Here is a 19366-nt window from a genome sequence, read left to right on the forward strand (position 1 = left end):
AAGCCGGACTACGCGCGGACCGTCGATCTCGTGACCAAGGCCGCGATCAAGGAAATGATCATCCCGTCGCTGCTGCCGGTGCTCGCACCGATCGTGGTGTACTTCGTGATCGCCGCCGTCGCAGGCCCGGCCAACGGCTTCGCGGCGCTGGGCGCCCTGCTCCTCGGCGTGATCGTCTCCGGTCTCTTCGTCGCCATCTCGATGACCTCGGGCGGCGGCGCATGGGACAACGCCAAGAAGTACATCGAAGACGGCAACCACGGCGGCAAGGGCAGTGAAGCCCACAAGGCTGCCGTCACCGGTGACACAGTGGGCGATCCCTACAAGGACACCGCGGGCCCCGCCGTGAACCCTATGATCAAGATCACCAACATCGTCGCCCTGCTGCTGCTCGCAGCGCTGGCAACGCACGCTGGCCATTGAGCCAACACTGATCTGAAAAGCCTCGAAGCCCCTCCCTCACCGGAGGGGCTTTTTTTGTTTCAAGTCGCTTCCCAATAGGGCGGATCGCCGAAAGTGCGGCGCAGGCAATCGCCCAGCGCGCGGATCTTGGCTGAAGCGCCGTGATCGCGCGGATAAGTGAGGAACAATTCGGCCCCTTCCGCCGGCCAGCCAGGGTTCACTTCAACCAGCGCGCCGCGCCGCAGTTCCTCGTGGACGAAGAAAGTGGGCAGCAGGGCAAGGCCCAGACCGGCAAGCGCGGCATCGCGCATCACCAACCCGTTGTTGACCCTGAGCGCCGGACGCGGGCGGACCACCGTCCAGCCGTGCCCCGTGGCAAAGCGCCAGTCGCCGGTGCGGTTGGCGTAGAGGATGCCGCGATGCGCCTCGAGATCGGTGAGGCTTGCGGGCACGCCATGCTCTGCCAGATAGTCCGGCGCGGCCACCAGCAGGCGGCGGCTAGAGGCCAGCCGCCGCGCGATCAGCCGTCCGTCGCCAATCGCACCATGGCGCAGCACAGCATCGAACCCACCCGTCGCCGCATCGACAAAGGCATCGTCAAGCTCCAGCGAGAGCTCGATATCGGGGTGGTCCTGAAGAAAGCGGGCCAGCGCCGGCCCCAGGTGTAGCGTGCCGAAACCGACCGGCGCGGAAAGCCGCAGCGGCCCGGCGAGCTTGCCGCTTGTCGCATCGAGTTCCGAGGCGGCGGCTTCCAACTCGCGCAGGATGCGCTGGGCGCGGGGCAGAAAGGTCTCGCCGCTGTTGGTGAGCGCAAGGCGGCGCGTCGAGCGCTGGATCAGCGTCGCGCCCAGCGTTCGCTCCAGTTCGGCCAGCCGCTCACTGACCACCGACTTGGCGAGGCCCAGCCGCCGCGCCGCCGCGCTGATCGAGCCTGCATCGACCGTGGTGACGAACGCGGCAACGCCATCGAGCTTCATCATCGTTCGGCTATTCCGTCAGCAAGAACCCGGATCGGGCGGCTAGTGCGAACGATGCATCATCGGCATCTTCAGGTCCAGCAGAGGGGCCACGCAGACCGGATGTCCGATCGCTCCGCCCCCCCACAACAAGGAGACTGACCATGACTGATCTTGCCGCAAAGACCGCCCTCATCCTCGGCGGCAGCCGGGGCATCGGCGCCGCGATTGTGCGCCGCTTCGCCGCGAGCGGTGCCGCCACCGCCTTTACCTATGCCGGATCGCGCGATGCCGCCGAAGCGCTGGCCGCCGAAACCGGTACCGAGGCGATCCAGGCCAATAGCGCCGACCGCGATGCGCTGGCCGCCACGATCGCCAGCCGTGGGCCGCTCGATGTGCTGGTGATCAACGCCGGCACCCTCGTGATGGGTGATCCGCTGACGCTTGATCCGGACGCCATCGACCACATGATCGACGTCAACATCCGCGCGCCCTACCACGCCGCTGTGGAGGCTGCGCGGCGCATGAACAACAACGGGCGCATCATCGTGATCGGCTCGGTCAATGGCGACCGGATGCCCTTCGCGGGCGGCGCGGCCTATGCCATGACCAAGTCTGCCGTGCAGGGCATGGTGCGCGGCCTCGCGCGTGATTTCGGGGATCGCGGCATCACCGTCAACAGCATCCAGCCGGGGCCGACCGACAGCGACATGAACCCGGCTGAAGGGCCGATGGCCGCGACGATGCACAGCTTCATGGCGATCAAGCGCCACGCCCGGCCCGACGAGATTGCCGAGCTGACTGCCTATCTTGCCGGCCCCCACGGCGCGATGATCACCGGATCGCTGCAGACCATCGACGGCGGCTTCGGCGCCTGAACGGACGATCATCATGCCATGTCACGAACGGGGTGCCTGCAATGGTGCCCCGTTTTCGCATGGCGCGCCGCATGGAACCTCACGCTTCGATTGCGGAATGTACGTGCGGGCGAATGGCTTGCAGCGGCGCTTGCGAAGCGCCGCGTGGGTAGTTTCCGATCCTGTCGCGCTGGCGGGAGGATCGTAAGATCAACGTGTCCCATGTGACGTCCGGTCGGTGCATCCCGCTCCGTCCGGCTCGCTGCACAAGGAAGCACAGCCCATGCGTACAATCCTGATGGCCGTCGCCGCCTCCGGCCTCCTCGCCGGATGCGCCCAGTATGGCGGCCCCGAACCCATGAACTCGCAGTGGAGCAACTACGACTACAACCGCCCCGACCCGAGCTACGGCGGCTATGAGGCCGATCGCTACTACCGCAAGGATTCCGGCCGCTATCGCGAGCGGCGGATGGACAACAATGAGCGGATCTATCGCGGAAACGACGGACGCTATTATTGCCGCCGCTCCGATGGAACCACCGGCCTTGTGATCGGCGCGATTGGCGGCGGCGTGCTGGGCAACGTGATCGCACCCGGCGGGTCCGAAGCCCTTGGCACCGTGCTTGGCGCTGTTGTCGGCGGCGTTGCCGGTCGCCAGATCGACCGTGGGCGCAATGTCCGCTGCCGCTGATCGGCCCGCAGCGCAACGCGCGCTGCCTCCTGCCGCCCATACACTTTGAAGGGAGCCCAATTGATGCGCTCAATCCTGATTCTGGCAGCGCTGTTTGCTGCCGCTGTGCCGCTGTCCAGCGCCACGGCGCAGACCATGCGCGGCTACACCGCCACATCGACCCGGCTCTATTCCGGCCCGCTGCGCGATTATCCCACCGTGCGTACAGTCCGCCGCGGTACGCTGGTCAATGTCTATGGCTGCCTGCGCGACTGGACCTGGTGCGATGTCACCTACCGGGGTAACCGCGGATGGATCTCAGGCGAAGCCCTGCGCGTCCAGCATAATGGCCGCCGCCGCGGCATCGGGGCCAACATGGGCGTGGGCGTAACCACGTTTGCGTTCGGCTCCTATTGGGACAACCACTATCGCGGCCGCCAGTTCTACGGCCAGCGCCAGCGGTGGCAGTCGCAATACGACAATGCCTATCGCCCGGAATGGGGTGAACGCGAACAGCACCGGGACTGGGACTCCGATCGCAATCGCGGACGAAGCCACGATCGGCGGCGGACCGATGGCCAGCATGGCCGGGATCTTCACAGCGACAACCGGCAGATCGAGGAACAACAGCGCCGCACCCGCGAGGCTGACGACCGGCGCGGCGCTCCGGACATGTCCCGCTACAGCGCAGAGCCCTACCAGTTCCCCGATCACGGCGGCACCACACCGCAGCCTGATCGCCAGATGGGGCCCAGCGCCGGTACCGCCCAGGCCCCTAACCAGCCCCCCACCTCCGCTGAAGCTGCCAGGCGGCCACAACACTGACTGCGTCTCGGCTCGATAGTGCCTCCCCTCCCGCAAGATCGGGCCAAGACTCACGGGAGCGTGCCGGGACCTATGCTGCGGCAAGGTTTCGGCACGCTCTTGCAAGATACCACGGGCCCTGAATGCAGGGCCCCCAGCAAGAGGTTCACGTCATGTCGCTGATCAATCTCATCGTCGTTCTGATCGTGGTCGGGGTCATTCTCTGGCTGATCAACAATTATCTGCCGATGGACCGCAAGATCAAATCCATCCTCAACGCGGTCGTGGTGATTGCGGTGGTCCTGTGGCTGCTTCAGGTATTCGGGCTGCTCACCTCGCTCAATTCGATCCACGTCGGCGGCTGAACGCTGCCATTGCTGACTGAAGAAGCGAGCCATCGGCCTGTCGGCCGGTGGCTCGCGGCATTTGCAATAGGGTGAGTGGTGACAAGGTGTGTTAGGCGCTGTCATCACGAGGGGTAGAACATGACGAAGAGACCACACGGCAAGCGCCCCCGATGCACGGGGCATGCCGCCTCGTTCCTTCGGTGGTAACCCCGCCGCGCGATCCAGCCCGACCACCACAGAGGAAAGACCTGCCGCCACGGGCGGTGCTCCCGATCGTCGCGATCGCGGCTTCGGCAGGTGGGCTTGAGGCAACCTCGCGCCTGTTCGATGCGCTCCCGGCGGCGACCGGCATGGCCTTCATCGTCGTCCAGCACCTCGATCCGCATCACAAGAGCCTGATGGTCGAACTGCTGGCCGAGCATACCGCGATGCCGGTGGTGGAAGCCGTGCATGGCCGGCCGCTCGTGCCCGATCATGTCTATGTCATCCCCCCGGGCCGCTACCTTTCGGTGCGCGCGGGAACCTTGCGGCTTTCCGCGCCCGAGGCAGGGCACGGCGTGCGCCTTCCCTTCGATTCGCTGATCCGCTCGCTTGCCGCCTCGTGCGGGCGCCAGAGCGCGGCCATCATCCTGTCCGGCACCGGCGGCGATGGCAGCCACAGCATCCCCGCGCTGCATGCGGCGGGCGGAATGATTCTGGCCCAGACCCCGGCTGAAGCCGAACATCCGGGCATGCCGCAAGCCGCAATCGATACCGCGCTCGTCGATGCCGTGCTGCCGCTGGCGGCCATGCCCGAAGTGCTGATCGCCTTTGCCGCGCGCGTCACCCGCCCCGGCTTCATCGCCAGCGTGCAGCCTCAAATCGATACCTCCGCCGGCATTGCCGCGATCCTCGCCGCCCTCAAGCACACGACCGGGCAGGACTTCAGCCACTACAAGCCCGGAACGATAACCCGGCGGATCGCGCGGCGCATGGCGCTGCTATCGATGACCGCAGGCGACATGGCCACCTATGCCGAGCGGCTGCGCGGCGACGCGGAGGAATGCGCGATGCTGGCGAGCGACCTGCTCATCAACGTGACCAGCTTCTTCCGCGATCCCAACGTCTTCGAAAGCCTCGAGAGCGAGATCCTGCCCGAACTGATCGAACGGCTGGAGCCGGGGCAGGCGCTGCGCATCTGGGTGGCGGGCTGCAGCACTGGCGAGGAAGCCTATTCGATCGCGATGGTCTGCCACGATGCGCTGGCGGGCGTGCGGCGCGATCTCAAGCTGCAGATCTTCGCCTCCGACCTCGACCCCGACGCCATCGCCGCCGCGCGCGAGGGGCTCTATTCGCACGATATCGCGGCGGTCGTCCCGCCCGAGCGGCTGGCGCGCTACTTCACCGAGGAGGATACTGGCTACCGTGTCGTCCCGGCGCTGCGCCACCATGTCGTGTTTTCGGTGCAAGATGTGCTCAGCGATCCGCCGTTCTCGCGGCTCGATCTCATCTCCTGCCGCAACCTGCTGATCTACCTTGATGCGGCAGCGCAGGGCCGCATTGTTTCACTGTTCCATTTCGCGCTCAAGGAAGGCGGCTTCCTGCTGCTCGGCACAGCGGAGACGATCGCCAAGCCCGACCCCCGCTTCGCGCCGGTGGCCCGCGCCGAATGCTGCTACCGCCACGTCGCGCGGACCCGCCCGGGCGAGCCGGGTTTTCCCCTGAGCTTTGATGGCAAGCTGCCCATGCTGGCCGGCGCCGGAAACGAATCAGCGGCCGTGCGCCGCAGCCTCGCGGATATCTGCAGCCGGGCCGTGCTCGCCAATCACGCGCCTGCTGCGGTGCTCGTCAACCAGCGACACGAATGCCTCTTCTCGATGGGGCCGACGCACCGGTTTCTTCAGGTGACGCCCGGGTATCCCACGCAGGATCTGCTCAGCATGGCCTCTCCAACCCTGAGAACACGGCTGCGGCAGGCGATCCGGCGTGTCAGCCGCGATGAGCCGCGCGTCAATGGCGGCACCGCGCGACTGACGATCGATGGCGCGCAGATCGATCTCGCCATCTCGGCCGAGCTCCTCGTCGAGACGGCGGAAGAGCTCATCCTCGTCTGCTTTTCCGAACAGCCGGCAAGCAGCGGTGCTTCGCAGGCAGACCTCGCCCCGGAGCAGGCCAGCCGCATCGCCGAACTCGAACGCGAGCTGGTCGAAGCGCACGCCGAACTGCAGGCCTCGATCCACGACCGCGAGATCGCCAATCAGGAGCAGAAGGCGATCAACGAGGAGGCGCTCTCGGTCAACGAGGAGTTCCAGTCGACCAACGAGGAACTGCTCACCTCGAAGGAGGAGCTGCAATCGCTCAACGAGGAGCTGACCGCGCTCAACAGCCAGCTGCAGGAAACGCTCGACCGCCAGCGGCTCGCGTCGGACGATCTCCAGAACGTGCTGTTCAGCACCAATGTCGGCACGATGTTCCTCGATGCGGCCTTGTGCATCCGCTTGTTCACCCCGGCGATCAGTCCGCTCTACAACGTGATCGCCAGCGATGTGGGGCGCCCTCTGGCAGACCTCAGGCCGATTGCCGACGACCCCGAACTGCTCGGCGACGCACAGCGCGTGCTCGACAACGAGGCGACGATCGAGCGCGAAGTGCGCGCCCCCGGCGATACCTGGTACGTGCGCCGCATCTTCCCTTACCGGGCGCACGACAGCCGCATCGAAGGCGTGGTGATCACTTTTGCCGATATCACCGATCGCAAGCACGTCACCTCGGCGCTGGAGGAAGCCAAGCTAGAGGCCGAGCGCGCCAACGCCGCCAAATCGCGCTTCCTCGCCGCCGCAAGCCACGATCTGCGCCAGCCGCTGCAGGCGCTTGCGTTGCTCAAGGACTTCCTCGCTCCCAACGTCACCGGCGAACGCGCTGCCGAACTCATGGCGCGCTTCGACAAGACGCTGGGCGCGCTTTCCGGCATGCTCGACGTGCTGCTCAACATCAGCCAGATCGAGGCGGGCGCGGTGCAGCCCGAAACCGCGGTGTTCCCGGCGGGCGAGATGCTGGGCCGCCTGCACGGCGAGTTCCTCGCGGTCACCGAAGCGCGCGATCTCTCGCTGCGCTTCATGCCGAGCGCGGCCTGGATCGAAAGCGATCCGCGCCTGCTCGAGCAAATGGTGCGCAATCTCCTTGGCAATGCGGTCAAGTACACGCGCACCGGACGCATCCTGCTGGGCTGCCGGCGGCGCGGCGAAACCTTGCGCATCGAGGTGTGGGATACCGGCATCGGCATTGAGGCCTCGCAGCTCGAAAGCATCTTCGAGGAGTTCCACCAGGTCGATAATCCCGCGCGCGAGAGCGGTCTTGGGCTGGGGCTTGGCCTTTCGATCGTGCGCAGGCTGGGCCGGCTGCTGCGCCATCCGGTCGATGTCCGTTCCGTGCCGGGGCGCGGCTCGGTCTTCGCGATCACCGTGCCGCTGCGCAAGGGTGCGGCGCACCTGCCACCGCCCCCTCCGCGCGATCCGCTGCCCGATCCGAAGTCCGATCCGATTGCGCGTCCCTCGGCTGTCATGGTTGTGGAGGATGACCCCGATCTGCTCGAACTCGTCGCGCAGTTGCTGCGGGATAACGGCCATATGGTGAGCTGTGCGCGCGATGCGGCAGAAGCCTTGCGGCTGATCGCGGGCGGCGCGATCCGCCCCGATATCCTGCTGACCGACTACAACCTGCCTTCAGGCCAGAGCGGAGTGGACCTGCTCATGGCGCTCAGATCGCGGCTGAACCGCCCGCTCCCCGCGATCGTGCTCACCGGCGATATCTCTACCGCCGCGCGCGAAAGCATTGCCGAGGCGGACTGCATCCATCTCAAGAAACCGGTGAACCCGGCCGCGCTGCTGCGCGCAGTGGAATCGCTGTGTCCGCCGGCGCCGCCCCCGGTCATCGCCTTTCCGCCGGGCCACACCACGCAAGTCGTGCCGGTGACCTATGTGATCGACGACGAACCGCACGTCTGCGAAGCGATCCGCAATCTGCTCACCGCGCATGGCCGCGAAGTGCAGGACTTCGCCAATGCCGAGGACTTCCTCGCTGTCTACCGCGCGGGGCGCCCGGGGTGCCTGCTGGTCGATGCGCATCTTCCGGGGCTGAGCGGCATCGGCCTGCTGGGCGAATTGCGCGCGCGGGGCGATCACTTGCCAGTCATCCTCATCACCGGCGATGGCGACATCGGCCTTGCGGTGGCGGCGATGCGCGCCGGTGCGTGCGATTTCATCACCAAGCCCGTTGGGCGCGATGCGCTGATGGAGAGCATCGACCGCGCGGCAGAGCAATCGCACACGATCCGCATCGCCGATGTCGCGCAGGCCGAAGCGGCAGCGTGCTATGCCGCGCTCACCACGCGGCAGAAGGAAGTGATGGAAATGGTCCTTGCGGGCGAGCCCAGCAAGAATATCGCGGCGGACCTCGGCATCAGCCAGCGCACGGTCGAGAACCACCGCGCCGAAATCATGCACCGCATGGGCGTGCGTTCGCTGCCCGAACTCGCCCGCAAGGTCCTGATGATCGAAAGCTGATCCCCGCCCGGCGGAACGGCCAATGGGGCCGGCATTGCTGCCGGCCCCATGTCCGCAACCTGTGCGATCAGAAGCCCGAACCCGGACCGTAGCTGATCTCCACGCGGCGGTTCTGCACTTCGCGCACACCGTCTGCCGTGGGCACCCGCTGGTTGGTCTCGCCAAACGCCTGGCTGGTGATCGCGCTGGCAGCGATGCCGTGCCCGGTCAGGTAGCTCTGCACGGCGCTGTCGCGGCGTGACGAGAGGCCGAGGTTGTACTTCGAGGAGCCCGAACTGTCGGTGTGGCCGGCGAGCATGATGGCGACGTTGGAGCAGTTGCCGTACGCCTGCACCGCGTTGTCCAGCACGCTGGCCGCTTCGGGCGAGATGTCCGACATGTCCCAATCGAAGAACACGATGAACGGGCCGCGGTTGCAGGTAACCACCGGCGGCGGGGGCGGCGGGGGCGGAGGAGGCGGCGCCATCATCGGCGGCGGGGGCGGCGGCGGAGCAGCCTCGGGTTCCGGTTCGACGGCGGGGCCGCCGAAGCTGAACGTCAGCGTTGCCAGCAGCGAATGCGAACGCAAGTCGGCCTTGCGCGAGAAGCCATCGGCGGCGAGGAACGTGTCGGCACCGTCGGGGCGGAAGTAGCGGTACTTCACGCCGAAATCGACATTGCGGCCGAGCGGCACCGTCAGCCCGGCGAGCGCCTGCCAAGCAAAGCCATGCGCGCGATCGTTGAGCGATACCGCGCCGGGCAGGTTCTCCGCGAGCCGCGTCCGGGCATAGCCGACACCGCCGCCGGCATAGGCCTTGATCCCGCCCCAATGGCCGAGACCGACGAGCGCGTTGGCCATGCCGGCCCAAGTGCTGGTCTCGCCGGAGAGATTGCCATTCGAGGTGAATTCACCATTCGGCAGCGGGGTTCCGACCGGGCGCGTCTGGGTGCGCAGTTTCGAACGGGCATAAAACCCTTCCGCCTCAAGCCGGAAATGGCCGAAGTCATAACCGATCGCGCCGCCGGCTTCCCAGCCGGTCTTGAACCGATCCGTGTGCTCATAGCCGCCTGGGCCACTGACATCCGAGCGCTGCTGCTTTACCGCGCCACCTTCCAGGGTGATGTAGGGCCCGGCATCGGAGGCATAGGCGCTAGTGCCTAGCGCACTGGTGGCCAGCATCAGGCCGACGAGAATTTTCCTCATGAAGTATCCGTTCTTTTTTGGTGAAGCCGCAAGATGCGGCCACGAGGTAAGAGGGGGGAGCAGGATCGGCGGCGGCCTGACGCCGAACAGGTCCGGCAGCCCGGCAGAGGCGGGGCGGCTCGAATAACCTGGCCGTGGCGATCGGGTCTTCTAGGGTTAGGGACGCGGGCCATCGCCAACGTCGAACGGTGGGTAGCCCGCCAGCGCGGCCGGGCACAGCTTCGGAATATACCCATGGTGGGGCAGCCAGCCCTGCGGACGAGGGTCAGGCGGAAGCCTCTGGCTACAAGTGGTCAAGGGATGGCAAACAGCGCACGATCGTACTCGGTGCTTTGGCATCGGTGAGTACCGCGAATGCAGTCAAGGGCTAGAGCATGCCCCGAATTGTTCGACGGCGGAGAACAGGATAGCAGTATCGTCGTAAAGAATGTTATGGAGCTTCGAACGAACTTCTGTAAAAATTGCATTGCCTATGTAATTAAATTACTAATTGTTTTGTCTATTCATTCCCAAATTTCTCATAAATTTTCTAAAGAGGCGCGAGGACATCAAGTGCCGCCAGCCTTTTAGAGAACAAAGTTAAGTCAATGATTCATGGTAACTTTCCGCAATGATTGACACTCATGGGGGCGCTTGATATCTTCGGAATCGGGGATTGGGGCGGGCAACCGAACAGCGTGTGATCGAGTTTTCTACCGACGTATTGCGGCCGCAGGACCGGTATCCTTTCTGGCGGGATCTGGTCGGCAACAACTTCCAGGAGGCTGATCTTAGTCTGGAACGGGATGACCGGCTGCGCTTTTCCGGCTCGATGGTCATGCGTCACTATGGCGATTTCGAAATTGTCGAGAGCAGATCGACTGCGCACGAAACGATCCAGAGCAAGAATTTTGTCAGCCACGTCGATGACAACTACCTGTGGGTCTATCAGCAACTGGAATCGCGCGAAGTCGCGCTGTTCGACACGGTTGACGACGTTCACCTCTCACCGGGTGACATGTATATCTATCATCCGGTGCTGCCCTCCCGGCTGAAACCGCTCGATCAAATACCCTCACGCACGCGGCTGTACCGTTTTCACAAGCGCCATCTCGCCAGTATCGGCGGGAAACTGCCCGATTATGTGCCCACACGGAAAGTCTCCGGAGAAGGCGGCGCGGCGCGCCTGCTCACAGCCTATCTCGGAACACTGGCAAGCGAATTGCCCGGGCTGGACAGCTTTGCCGCCGACATGGCGCTCAATGCCTTCTACGGGCTGGTCGCTGCCGCCTATGGCGCGGTGGACGGGAATGGTGAGCCGATCTCGACCGCTGTCGAACGGGGGCGGCTCAATCTGGCGCGCAAGCTGATCGATCGCCATTCGAGCAATCCAGCGTTGTCGGCAGCCATAGTGGCAGAGAACATGCGCTTGTCCGAGCGGACACTGCAGCGCGCGTTTGAAGTGCATGGGGACAGCTTCACCTTGTGCCTGCGCCGCATCCGGCTCGACAAATGCAAGCGCGCCCTGCGCGATCCGGCGGCGGCGGGACAGCTGATCTCGACCATCGCCTACGCCAACGGGTTCGATTCGCTGGCGACCTTCAACCGCCAGTTCCAGCAGGCCTTCGGCCTGACCCCGCGCGAATGGCGACAGGGCGAAGGCTGATCCCTTCCGAAAAATGCCCATGGCGGAGAATGAGCAATGATTGGCGCGGGCTGAGGAGAACTCCCCTTGGCCAGCGATAGACTGTCCCCGGAAGTGATGAGCACCGGCCCCGGCTGAAGACAACAAGGCGCGGCGGCCAAGAACCGGGGGATCTTGTGTCATGAACCGCACCAATCGTTTTTCGCGAACCCTTCTGCTGTCGAGCGCGAGCATGGCCGCGATCCTTGGCGTGGCCGGCGCGGCGCAAGGCCAGGCCGTGGGCACATCGCCGCCGCCGGCAAGCGGAGTCTGCGCAGCCAATGCGGATCTCCAGACCCTCGTCTGCGGTTCTGGCGCAAGCGTCAGCACAACGCCGCCCGCACCTGTGCCCACGCAGGCCACCGCGCTCGGCCACGCCGCCCACGCCTTCAACGCAGACACCACGGCCATCGGCGCCAACAGCGAGGCGACCGGCACGGAGTCGTCAGCGCTGGGCAGCGGTGCGAGCGCCACCGGAAATCAGACGATTGCGGTCGGCTCCGGCGCTGCGGCGTCCAGCGGGCTGGCCACTGTGGTGGGCGTCAATGGCAGCGCCTCGGGCACTGAGGCGACGGCGCTGGGCGCCTATGGCAACGCCGCGCAGGACTATTCGACTTCCATCGGCGCGTTCAGCGCGGCAAATGGGCTGAACAGCACGACCACGGGCGCGGAAAGCGTCGCGGAAGCCACAGATAGCAGCGCATTTGGCGCGTTCAGCAAGGCGCGCGAGGTCAAGTCCACCGCCGTTGGCAAAGGCGCGCAGGCGCTGGGCGAAAACAGCACCGCTATCGGCGAGGGCGCGGTTGCCAAGAGCGATGGCGGGCCCTCGGAAACCGCTGGACTTTCGACCGCTGTCGGCCAGGCCGCAGCGGCCAACGGCTATCGCAGCACGGCGCTGGGGCAAGGCGCAGTAGCGGGCGAAAGCGCGACTTCCACCGGTCAGGGCAGCACCGCCAGCAGCGCTTCCTCGAGCGCCTATGGCGTGGACAGCCGGGCGACAGCAAATGGCGCATCCGCCTTCGGTGCGGCCAGCACGGCCTCCGGCCTGATCAGCACGGCCGTCGGCAATGCCGCTTTTTCAAGCGCGGAAGGGGCCGCCAGCCTTGGCAACAACAGCCGCGCGACGGGGGCCTACAGCACGGCGCTCGGCACGGATGCCGATGCTATGGCCGACGACGCGGTAGCAGTCGGTGCTTTCAGCGCGGCCACCAGCAAGAAGGCGGTCGCGGTCGGTACGGGCGCTGTCGCCACTGGAGAAGCGAGCATCGCCATCGGCGACGGCAGCGAAACCACTCAGGACAAGGCGCTCGCACTTGGGGCCTCCGCAAAGGCTTCGGGCCTGCTTTCAACCGCGATTGGCGCTGGCGCCAAGGGAGCGGGCAACAATGCGCTGGCGCTGGGCGTGAATGCCGCTGCCAACAGCGCCAACAGCATGGCGCTTGGCAATGGTACCATCGTCTCAGGCACGAACAGCATTGCGCTCGGCAATGGATCGACGACGGGCCGCAACAATGTCGTCTCAGTCGGCACGAGCGGCGCGGAACGTGCGCTGGTGAACGTTGCCGCCGGCACTTCGGCAACCGATGCGGTCAACCTTGGCCAGCTCGATGCCCGGGTCGCATCCAGCAATGGCGGCAAGGTGACGGTCGGTTCCGCTGTTTCGGCCGGCGTCGGCAACACGCTCAGCAATCAGAACATCGGGGTGGTGATTGGGGATACCAATGCCAGCTTCAAGGGCGTCGCGATTGGCCGGCTCAATGCGGTCAACGGGACAGGCACGGTCGCCATCGGTGAAAGCAACGAGGCGGTTTCAACAGGTTCCATCGCCCTCGGCCTGGAGTCAAAGGCGCTTGATGTCTCGGCCATCTCCATGGGTTGGGCTGCGCAGGCAACGGCTCAGGAGTCCATCGCAATCGGCCGCGCGAGCACGGCGAGTTCGTTCGAAAATGTCGCGCTGGGCGCGTTTACCGAGGCCAGCGGAGAGCTCAGCATGGCCGGCGGCGCACATGCCATTGCCAGCGGCGATGCCAGCCTCGCTATCGGCGCATACGCAAAAGCCCTCGGCAAGAACAGTACGGCCATTGGCTTCAGCGCCTACGCGCCAGCCATGAACAGTGTTGCAATCGGCCAGAATTCCAATGCCGACAAGGCCGATTCCGTCTCGTTTGGCTATGGCACCTACAATCGAACATTGACCCATGTCGCCAACGGCCTCTCGCAATACGAGGCCGTAAACTATGGGCAATTGACCGACGTGATCAAAAGTATCGATCAGGTCAAATTTGCACTCCAGCTGGACTCGGCCAGCGATCAGCCAAATGGCCAAGGTCTGGCCCTCGGCGTAGGGGCCTTGGCCACAGGCAAATCCGTCTCGCTTGGCTACCTCAATCAGGCGAAGGGCAATGGTGCGGTGGCGATCGGCGATCCCAATATCGCCACTGGCACCGGCGCGGTCGCCATCGGTGCCGACAATACGGCCACCGGAGCCGCCGCCGTGGCGCTGGGCAACCTGAGCATTGCCGATGGCGATTCCGCCCTTGCGATCGGCGATCAGGCCAATGCCAGCAAAGCGGGCAACATCGCCATTGGCCAATCGAGCGCTGCCAGCGGCGACCGCAGCCTCGCGCTGGGCGCAACGGCCACCGCCAGCGCCGCCGATTCTGTCGCGATAGGCTATGGCTCAAGCGCGGATCGCGCCAACTCCGTCTCGGTCGGCAGTGCTGCATTGCAGCGCCAGATCACCAATGTTGCTGCGGGCACACAAGACACCGACGCGGTCAATTTCGCGCAGCTCAAGGCTGTGGCGGCCACTGGCAACGCGGCCGCGACTGCTGCCGCGCAAACCACAGCAAACACCGCGCTGACAAACGCGGCCGCGGCGAAGGCGAGCGCCGATGCTGCCGCCGCCGATGCCAACACCGCGCTGGCGCAAAACGTCGTGCAGGATGCCAAGATCGCCAGCGTGGAAGCCGCCAGTACCGTCCACTCGACCCAGATCGCCGCAATCCAGGCCAGGGATGCAGCGCAAGACGCGCGGGCGACCGCAATCGAGGCAGTTACCGCAGCCCAAGGCGCACGCCTGACCGCGCTCGAATCCGGGCTCGGCCGGCTGGGCAATCAGGTCGAGACGAATCGCCGCGACGCCAATGGCGGCATCGCTGCGGCGATGGCGATGGGCGGCACGCTGATGCCCGCCGATGCCAGGTTCGCCGTTTCATTCAACCTCGCCACCTACCGGGGCCAGCAGGGCTTTTCGGGTTCCGCCGTGGTCAAGGCCAGCGACCACGTTTATTTCAATGCGGGCGTGGCCGGATCAACAGTCAAAGGTTCGAGCGGAGGACGGGTCGGTATGACCTTCGCCTGGTAGGCGCGGCCTAGGCCTTGATCGCACAAGGCCGTCATCCGCCTCCTCGTCGGCCGTGCGCTTTCCAACATGGAGGCGGGCAAGCCTCCAACCATCCAGAAAACACTGACAGTTTAAATGGATGAATAGCGGCAATGGTGCGGGGATGGCGCCGATCGCAGCCTGTTCGCCCGCTTCGATGAACTTGCGCCCTGCCGTCTTGGTCACGCGGATGCCGAGGGGCGCATTCGCGGCGATGATGCGGGCGAGCTCCATCGCGCGGTCGATCTGTTCACCTGGTTCGACAACCTCTTGAACCAGACCGATGCGATAGGCCTCTGCCGCATTGAATTCGTCGCAGAGTAGCAGGTGGTACATCGCGTTGCCCCACCCTGCGCGCGCTGTGTAGCGGAAATGCGCACCGCCCAAGGGCGCAATCCCGCGCTTGGCTTCCATCTGGCAAAAGCGCGCATCGCTCGCCGCGACGACAATATCGCCAGAGAGCATCAGTTCGATACCGATGGTGTAGCAGATGCCCTGCACAGCCGTGACGATCGGCTTGGTGCATTGATTGGCAAGGCCAAAGGGATCGATATTGCATTCGGGATCGGGCTTTACCGTCGCCGTGGGTCCGAAGAATTTGGGCATGTCGAGGCCAGCGGTGAACGAGCCGCCCTCGGCGCAAAGGACACCGACCCATAAGGCATCATCGTTTTCGAGCACGGTCAGCGCATCTGAAAGCTGGGCCATCATCTCCGGGCTGAAGGCGTTCTTCTTCGCCACATTGTCGATCACGATCTTCAGAATGCGATCGTGCCGTTCGGTGGTGACGCGGCCTGCAGACGTATCAGACATTGCTGTGCTCCCGGGGTGTTCGAATGGATCGCGTACTGCGCGCGCTTCAGCGCCAACTTTGGCCTCAAATCTGGATGATTTCTGAAATGCAGATGTTCACGCCCCAGACGGGAGCGCGCTCAGCAGTTCCTCGATCTGGCCAAGGCGCTCCTTGCCGAAGAACATCTCCTCGCCAACCAAGAAGGTCGGAATGCCGAACACGCCGCGCGCAACTGCGGCTTCAGTGTTGGCCACCAGTTCGGCCTTGACCTCGGGGCTGGTCGACAGTTCCAGCAGGCGCGCACCATCCAGCCCGCTGCGGTTCAATATGGCCAGAACGACTTCGGGGTCGTCCATCTTCTCGCCGTGCTCCCACATCCCGGCGAGCACGGCGCTTACATAGGTCTCCGCCACGCCGAGATACTGCGCGGCCACCATGCCGCGCATGAGCGCCAGAGTGTTCATCGGAAAATGCGGGTTCATCCGGAACGCGGTCAGACCATGCCGGGTGGCAAAGCGTTGCATTTCGAGCCGGTCGTACTCCAGCTTGCCCTTGATGCCGGCAAAGGCATTGAAGGGCGCCTGATTGCCCGTCGCCTTGAAGATGCCGCCGAGCAGGCAAGGGATGAGCTTGATCTCAGCGCCATGCCACTTCGCGATTCCCGGCAGGACTTTCAGCACGAGGTAGGCATTGGGGCTGCCGAAGTCGAAGATGAACTCGATGGCCGGTTTGCTCACTGGTGTTCTCCCTGACCCGTTCAGATTTACCATTGCTCGCGCCACGGGCGCAGATCGAGCTCGTGCGTCCAGGCCGACCGCTGCTGGCGGTGCAGCATGACGTAGTTCCGGGCGATTTCGTCGGGCTTGAGGATAAGGTCTTCCTCCAGCAGCGGCGTCACGTCATCAAAGCGCGAGCGCGTGAAGACTCCGTCGATTGCCCCGTCACAAATCACATGCGCGACATGAATGCCAAGCGGGCCCAGTTCGCGCGCCATGGACTGGGCCACGGCGCGCAGGCCGTTCTTGGCGGCGGCAAAGGCGGCCAGCCGCTCGCGCCCACGAATGCTGGCGGTCGCCCCGGTGAAGATGATCGTGCCCCGCTGCCGGGGGACCATGACGTTGGCCGCTTCCCGCCCGGCGAGAAAACCCGCCAGACAGGCCATTTCCCAGACCTTGGTAAAGACCCGCGTCGTGGTCTCACGAATGCCGAACTGGACGTTTGCGCCGATGTTGAACACGACCACGGCAATCGGCCCGATGTCCCGTTCGATGGTTGCAAACAGGTCGGTGGTTTCCGCCTCGGACCGCGCATCGACGCCAAAGGCATGGGCCTCGCCCCCCGCACCACGGATCGTCTCGGCAAGCGCTTCGAGCTGGCTCAGATTGCGGGCCCGCCGGGTCATGCAGACCGCCATGCCTTCGCCTGCGAAAGCCCGAGCGATCGCCCCGCCGACACCGTCGCCTGCGCCAATTACCAGACATACGTCCTTGCGGGCTGGTTGAAGTTGCTCGGCTTGTTCCATCTGCCTCTCCTGCATCGGGCGGTTTCGCTTCAGCCAAATTCCGGCTTGGCTGGCCCACGCTTGACCATCTGTATGATAATTATCATTCAGATGGTCAAGCGAGTTGCTCTCCTCCCCACCGGAGGCGCGTAACTCGCGCTAGATTGGCGCTCAATCGGGCAGGAATGGCTGGCATTCTTTGCCACCGCGCTGTACCGAGCGCTGAGTATTCAGCATGATGAAAATCATGGTGAGAAGGAAAGCCGATGCAGATGGAGGCCGCAATTGGGGCATTCTAGGGCCGAGAAGGCACAAAGCCGAAAGCGCATTCTGGCCGCTGCCGCCACGCGTATCCGCGAAGCCGGGCTTGACGGGATCAGCGTTGGCGAACTGATGAAGTCAGTAAACCTCACGCATGGCGGGTTCTACGGGCACTTTGAATCACGCGCCCAGCTGATCGCGGCTGCGCTCGAGCAGGCGCTTGCCGACGGCGACCAGGCTGTTGCAGCCCACGTCGGCGAGCGCGGCGCCACGGTCAAATCCATCGTCAACAGCTATCTCAGCCCCGCGCACCGCGATCACCCCAGCAGCGGCTGCGCCATTCCCACGCTTGCCGGAGAGGTTGGGCGGGCCGATCCGGAAGTGCGCGCCATCATGGCGCAGCAACTTGCCAAGGGATTCCGACTCATGGGTGAAGCCGTGGGCGAGGCAGATCAGGATACGGAGCAGTTTGCGGCTTCCGCCTGGTCGATGATGATCGGCGCGATGATGATCTCGCGCGTGATGGCTGGTGATCCGCTGGCCGATCGCGTGCTGGCGCATGCGCGCAAGTCCATTCTGGAGCTTGCGGATCTGCACGGTGGGCGCAAGTCCTGACGGCTGGATATCCGGCTTGATTTTGCATGATGCTCATCATACTCATTTTCCGGTCTGGCATCGAGGAGATGAGTCGTGGCGGCAGTGGCTTTCCATTTCGATTATCGCAGCCCCTATTCCTATCTGGCGATGACGCAGATCGGCGACCTTGATCTGACGCTGCACCCCTTTGATGTGATCGATGTGATGAAGCGCGTGGGCAACACGCCGACCACGATCACCTGCAAGGTCAAAGGCCAATACGCGAACGCCGACCTTGGCCGCTGGGCTGGCCGCTACGGCGTACCGCTGAACCCCAATCCCAAGATGCGCGAGATTGAAGGACGGCGGTTGCTGCGCGCGACGCTCGCCGTTCCCGATGGCCCCGAACGCCGCAAGGCCGCCGAAGCGCTATTCAAGGCGATGTGGGGAGAGCCTGCACCACTTGGCTCGCCCGAAGAGATCGCGGCTTTGCTCTCCTCGGCTGGCGTTGCGGGAAGCGCGGATCTGGCCGACCGGATGGATGGCGACGATCTGGAAGCCCTGCTCGAAGCCGCGAACGCCGTCGCCGCTGAAAAAGGCGTGTTCGGGTCGCCCAGCTTTTTCCTCGGCGATACGATGTTCTTCGGCAATGACCGGCTCGAGTTCCTGCGCGAAGCTCTGGCAGAAGCCGGGGCGGTGGCGGCATGAAGCCCCTCGCGGTCGTCACCGGAGTCGGCCCCGGCACTGGCAGTTCGCTGGTCCGGCGGTTCATTGCCGGCGGGTATCAGGTCGCCATGATCGCCCGCAACGCGGCGCGGCTTGATGCGCTGGTTGCCGAATTGCCCGATGCCTTCGCGGTGCCGTGCGACGTCACCGACACAGCGGCCCTCCACGCAGCGCTCGAAGGCATCCGCGCGCGTGCAGGAGCGCCCGAGGTCGTCGTCCACAATGCGGTCGGCGGCGCGTTTGCCGATTTTCAGGAAGTGGCGCCGGAAACGCTGCAGGCCAATTTCGATGTCAACGTGATGGCGCTGCTGCATCTGGCGCGGTGGGCTGCGCCGCTGATGATCGAGCAAGGCAAAGGCGCGATCATCGTCACAGGCAACACCTCGGCGCAGCGCGGCCGCCCCAAGTTTGCCGGGTTTGCCCCCACCAAGGCCGCCCAGCGCATTCTGGCCGAATCCATCGCGCGCGATCTGGGGCCCAAAGGCGTCCATGTCGCCTATCTGATCATCGATGCCGTGATCGACGTCCCCTGGGCCCGGAAGCTCTATTCCACCGCCGAGGACGACTTCTTCATCAAGCCTTCAGCGATTGCTGACGAGGTCTTCCATCTGGTGCATCAGGACCGGTCGGCCTGGTCGTTCCTTGCCGAAGTGAGGCCATACCGAGAGAACTGGTAGGAAGCAGCGGGCCATGCCTGAAAC

Annotated in this window: 16 protein-coding genes; 11 read left to right on the forward strand and 5 right to left on the reverse strand. The window is 64.8% G+C overall.

Features of this window, described 5'->3' with window-relative positions:
- The coding region (locus Q0071_RS00600) for a sodium/proton-translocating pyrophosphatase (protein ID WP_298164108.1) at window positions 1-423 on the forward strand (423 nt) is incomplete at its 5' end.
- Window positions 424-482: 59 nt separating this feature from the next.
- On the opposite strand, the gene Q0071_RS00605 is transcribed toward Q0071_RS00600, so the two are convergent.
- On the reverse strand, window positions 483-1382 hold the full coding sequence (locus Q0071_RS00605; RefSeq protein WP_298164110.1) for a LysR family transcriptional regulator: 900 nt from the start codon (window positions 1380-1382) through the stop codon (window positions 483-485).
- A 140-nt stretch (window positions 1383-1522) separates the two neighbouring features.
- Here Q0071_RS00605 and bdcA point away from each other — a divergent pair, with 140 nt between their 5' ends.
- The 5 genes from bdcA (at window position 1523) to Q0071_RS00630 (ending at window position 8577) form a co-directional block, all read left to right on the forward strand.
- Window positions 1523-2236 (forward strand): SDR family oxidoreductase, encoded by a 714-nt coding sequence (gene bdcA / locus Q0071_RS00610; protein ID WP_298164112.1) that lies wholly within the window; start codon window positions 1523-1525, stop codon window positions 2234-2236.
- 262 nt (window positions 2237-2498) lie between these two features.
- Entirely contained in the window at window positions 2499-2906 is a 408-nt protein-coding gene (locus Q0071_RS00615) for a glycine zipper 2TM domain-containing protein (RefSeq protein WP_298164114.1), read from the forward strand.
- Window positions 2907-2969: 63 nt separating this feature from the next.
- Window positions 2970-3710: an SH3 domain-containing protein gene (locus Q0071_RS00620; RefSeq protein WP_298164116.1), complete on the forward strand. Its 741-nt coding sequence runs from the start codon at window positions 2970-2972 to the stop codon at window positions 3708-3710.
- A 152-nt stretch (window positions 3711-3862) separates the two neighbouring features.
- Window positions 3863-4054, forward strand: coding sequence for a Thivi_2564 family membrane protein (locus Q0071_RS00625; RefSeq protein ID WP_298164118.1), 192 nt, complete (start codon window positions 3863-3865; stop codon window positions 4052-4054).
- A gap of 245 nt (window positions 4055-4299) precedes the next feature.
- Window positions 4300-8577: a chemotaxis protein CheB gene (locus Q0071_RS00630; protein WP_298164120.1), complete on the forward strand. Its 4278-nt coding sequence runs from the start codon at window positions 4300-4302 to the stop codon at window positions 8575-8577.
- 67 nt (window positions 8578-8644) lie between these two features.
- Here Q0071_RS00630 and Q0071_RS00635 read toward each other — a convergent pair whose 3' ends face one another.
- Window positions 8645-9760, reverse strand: coding sequence for an OmpA family protein (locus Q0071_RS00635; protein ID WP_298164122.1), 1116 nt, complete (start codon window positions 9758-9760; stop codon window positions 8645-8647).
- 679 nt (window positions 9761-10439) lie between these two features.
- Here Q0071_RS00635 and Q0071_RS00640 point away from each other — a divergent pair.
- Both Q0071_RS00640 and Q0071_RS00645 read left to right on the forward strand, forming a co-directional pair.
- Window positions 10440-11405, forward strand: coding sequence for a helix-turn-helix domain-containing protein (locus Q0071_RS00640; protein ID WP_298164124.1), 966 nt, complete (start codon window positions 10440-10442; stop codon window positions 11403-11405).
- Window positions 11406-11565: 160 nt separating this feature from the next.
- Window positions 11566-14790, forward strand: coding sequence for a hypothetical protein (locus Q0071_RS00645; RefSeq protein ID WP_298164126.1), 3225 nt, complete (start codon window positions 11566-11568; stop codon window positions 14788-14790).
- On the opposite strand, the gene Q0071_RS00650 is transcribed toward Q0071_RS00645, so the two are convergent.
- The 3 genes from Q0071_RS00650 to Q0071_RS00660 all read right to left on the reverse strand — a co-directional run bounded on the left by Q0071_RS00650 (window position 14737) and on the right by Q0071_RS00660 (window position 17138).
- Window positions 14737-15621: a crotonase/enoyl-CoA hydratase family protein gene (locus Q0071_RS00650; protein ID WP_298164128.1), complete on the reverse strand. Its 885-nt coding sequence runs from the start codon at window positions 15619-15621 to the stop codon at window positions 14737-14739. The genes Q0071_RS00645 and Q0071_RS00650 overlap by 54 nt on opposite strands.
- A gap of 96 nt (window positions 15622-15717) precedes the next feature.
- Complete coding sequence (locus tag Q0071_RS00655; protein ID WP_298164130.1) at window positions 15718-16338, reverse strand: 2-hydroxychromene-2-carboxylate isomerase; 621 nt, start codon at window positions 16336-16338, stop codon at window positions 15718-15720.
- 26 nt (window positions 16339-16364) lie between these two features.
- Complete coding sequence (locus Q0071_RS00660) at window positions 16365-17138, reverse strand: SDR family NAD(P)-dependent oxidoreductase (RefSeq protein WP_366885840.1); 774 nt, start codon at window positions 17136-17138, stop codon at window positions 16365-16367.
- Window positions 17139-17387: 249 nt separating this feature from the next.
- Between Q0071_RS00660 and Q0071_RS00665 the strand changes: the two genes are divergently transcribed.
- The 3 genes from Q0071_RS00665 to Q0071_RS00675 all read left to right on the forward strand — a co-directional run bounded on the left by Q0071_RS00665 (window position 17388) and on the right by Q0071_RS00675 (window position 19342).
- Complete coding sequence (locus Q0071_RS00665) at window positions 17388-17978, forward strand: TetR/AcrR family transcriptional regulator (RefSeq protein WP_298164134.1); 591 nt, start codon at window positions 17388-17390, stop codon at window positions 17976-17978.
- A gap of 75 nt (window positions 17979-18053) precedes the next feature.
- Window positions 18054-18647, forward strand: coding sequence for a 2-hydroxychromene-2-carboxylate isomerase (locus Q0071_RS00670; RefSeq protein WP_298164136.1), 594 nt, complete (start codon window positions 18054-18056; stop codon window positions 18645-18647).
- Window positions 18644-19342, forward strand: a complete 699-nt coding sequence (locus Q0071_RS00675) for an SDR family NAD(P)-dependent oxidoreductase (RefSeq protein ID WP_298164138.1) — start codon at window positions 18644-18646, stop codon at window positions 19340-19342. Before Q0071_RS00670 ends, Q0071_RS00675 begins: the two co-directional genes overlap by 4 nt.
- Window positions 19343-19366 lie beyond the last annotated feature (24 nt).

It is taken from the genome of Novosphingobium sp. (assembly GCF_027486195.1).
GTDB lineage: Bacteria > Pseudomonadota > Alphaproteobacteria > Sphingomonadales > Sphingomonadaceae > Novosphingobium.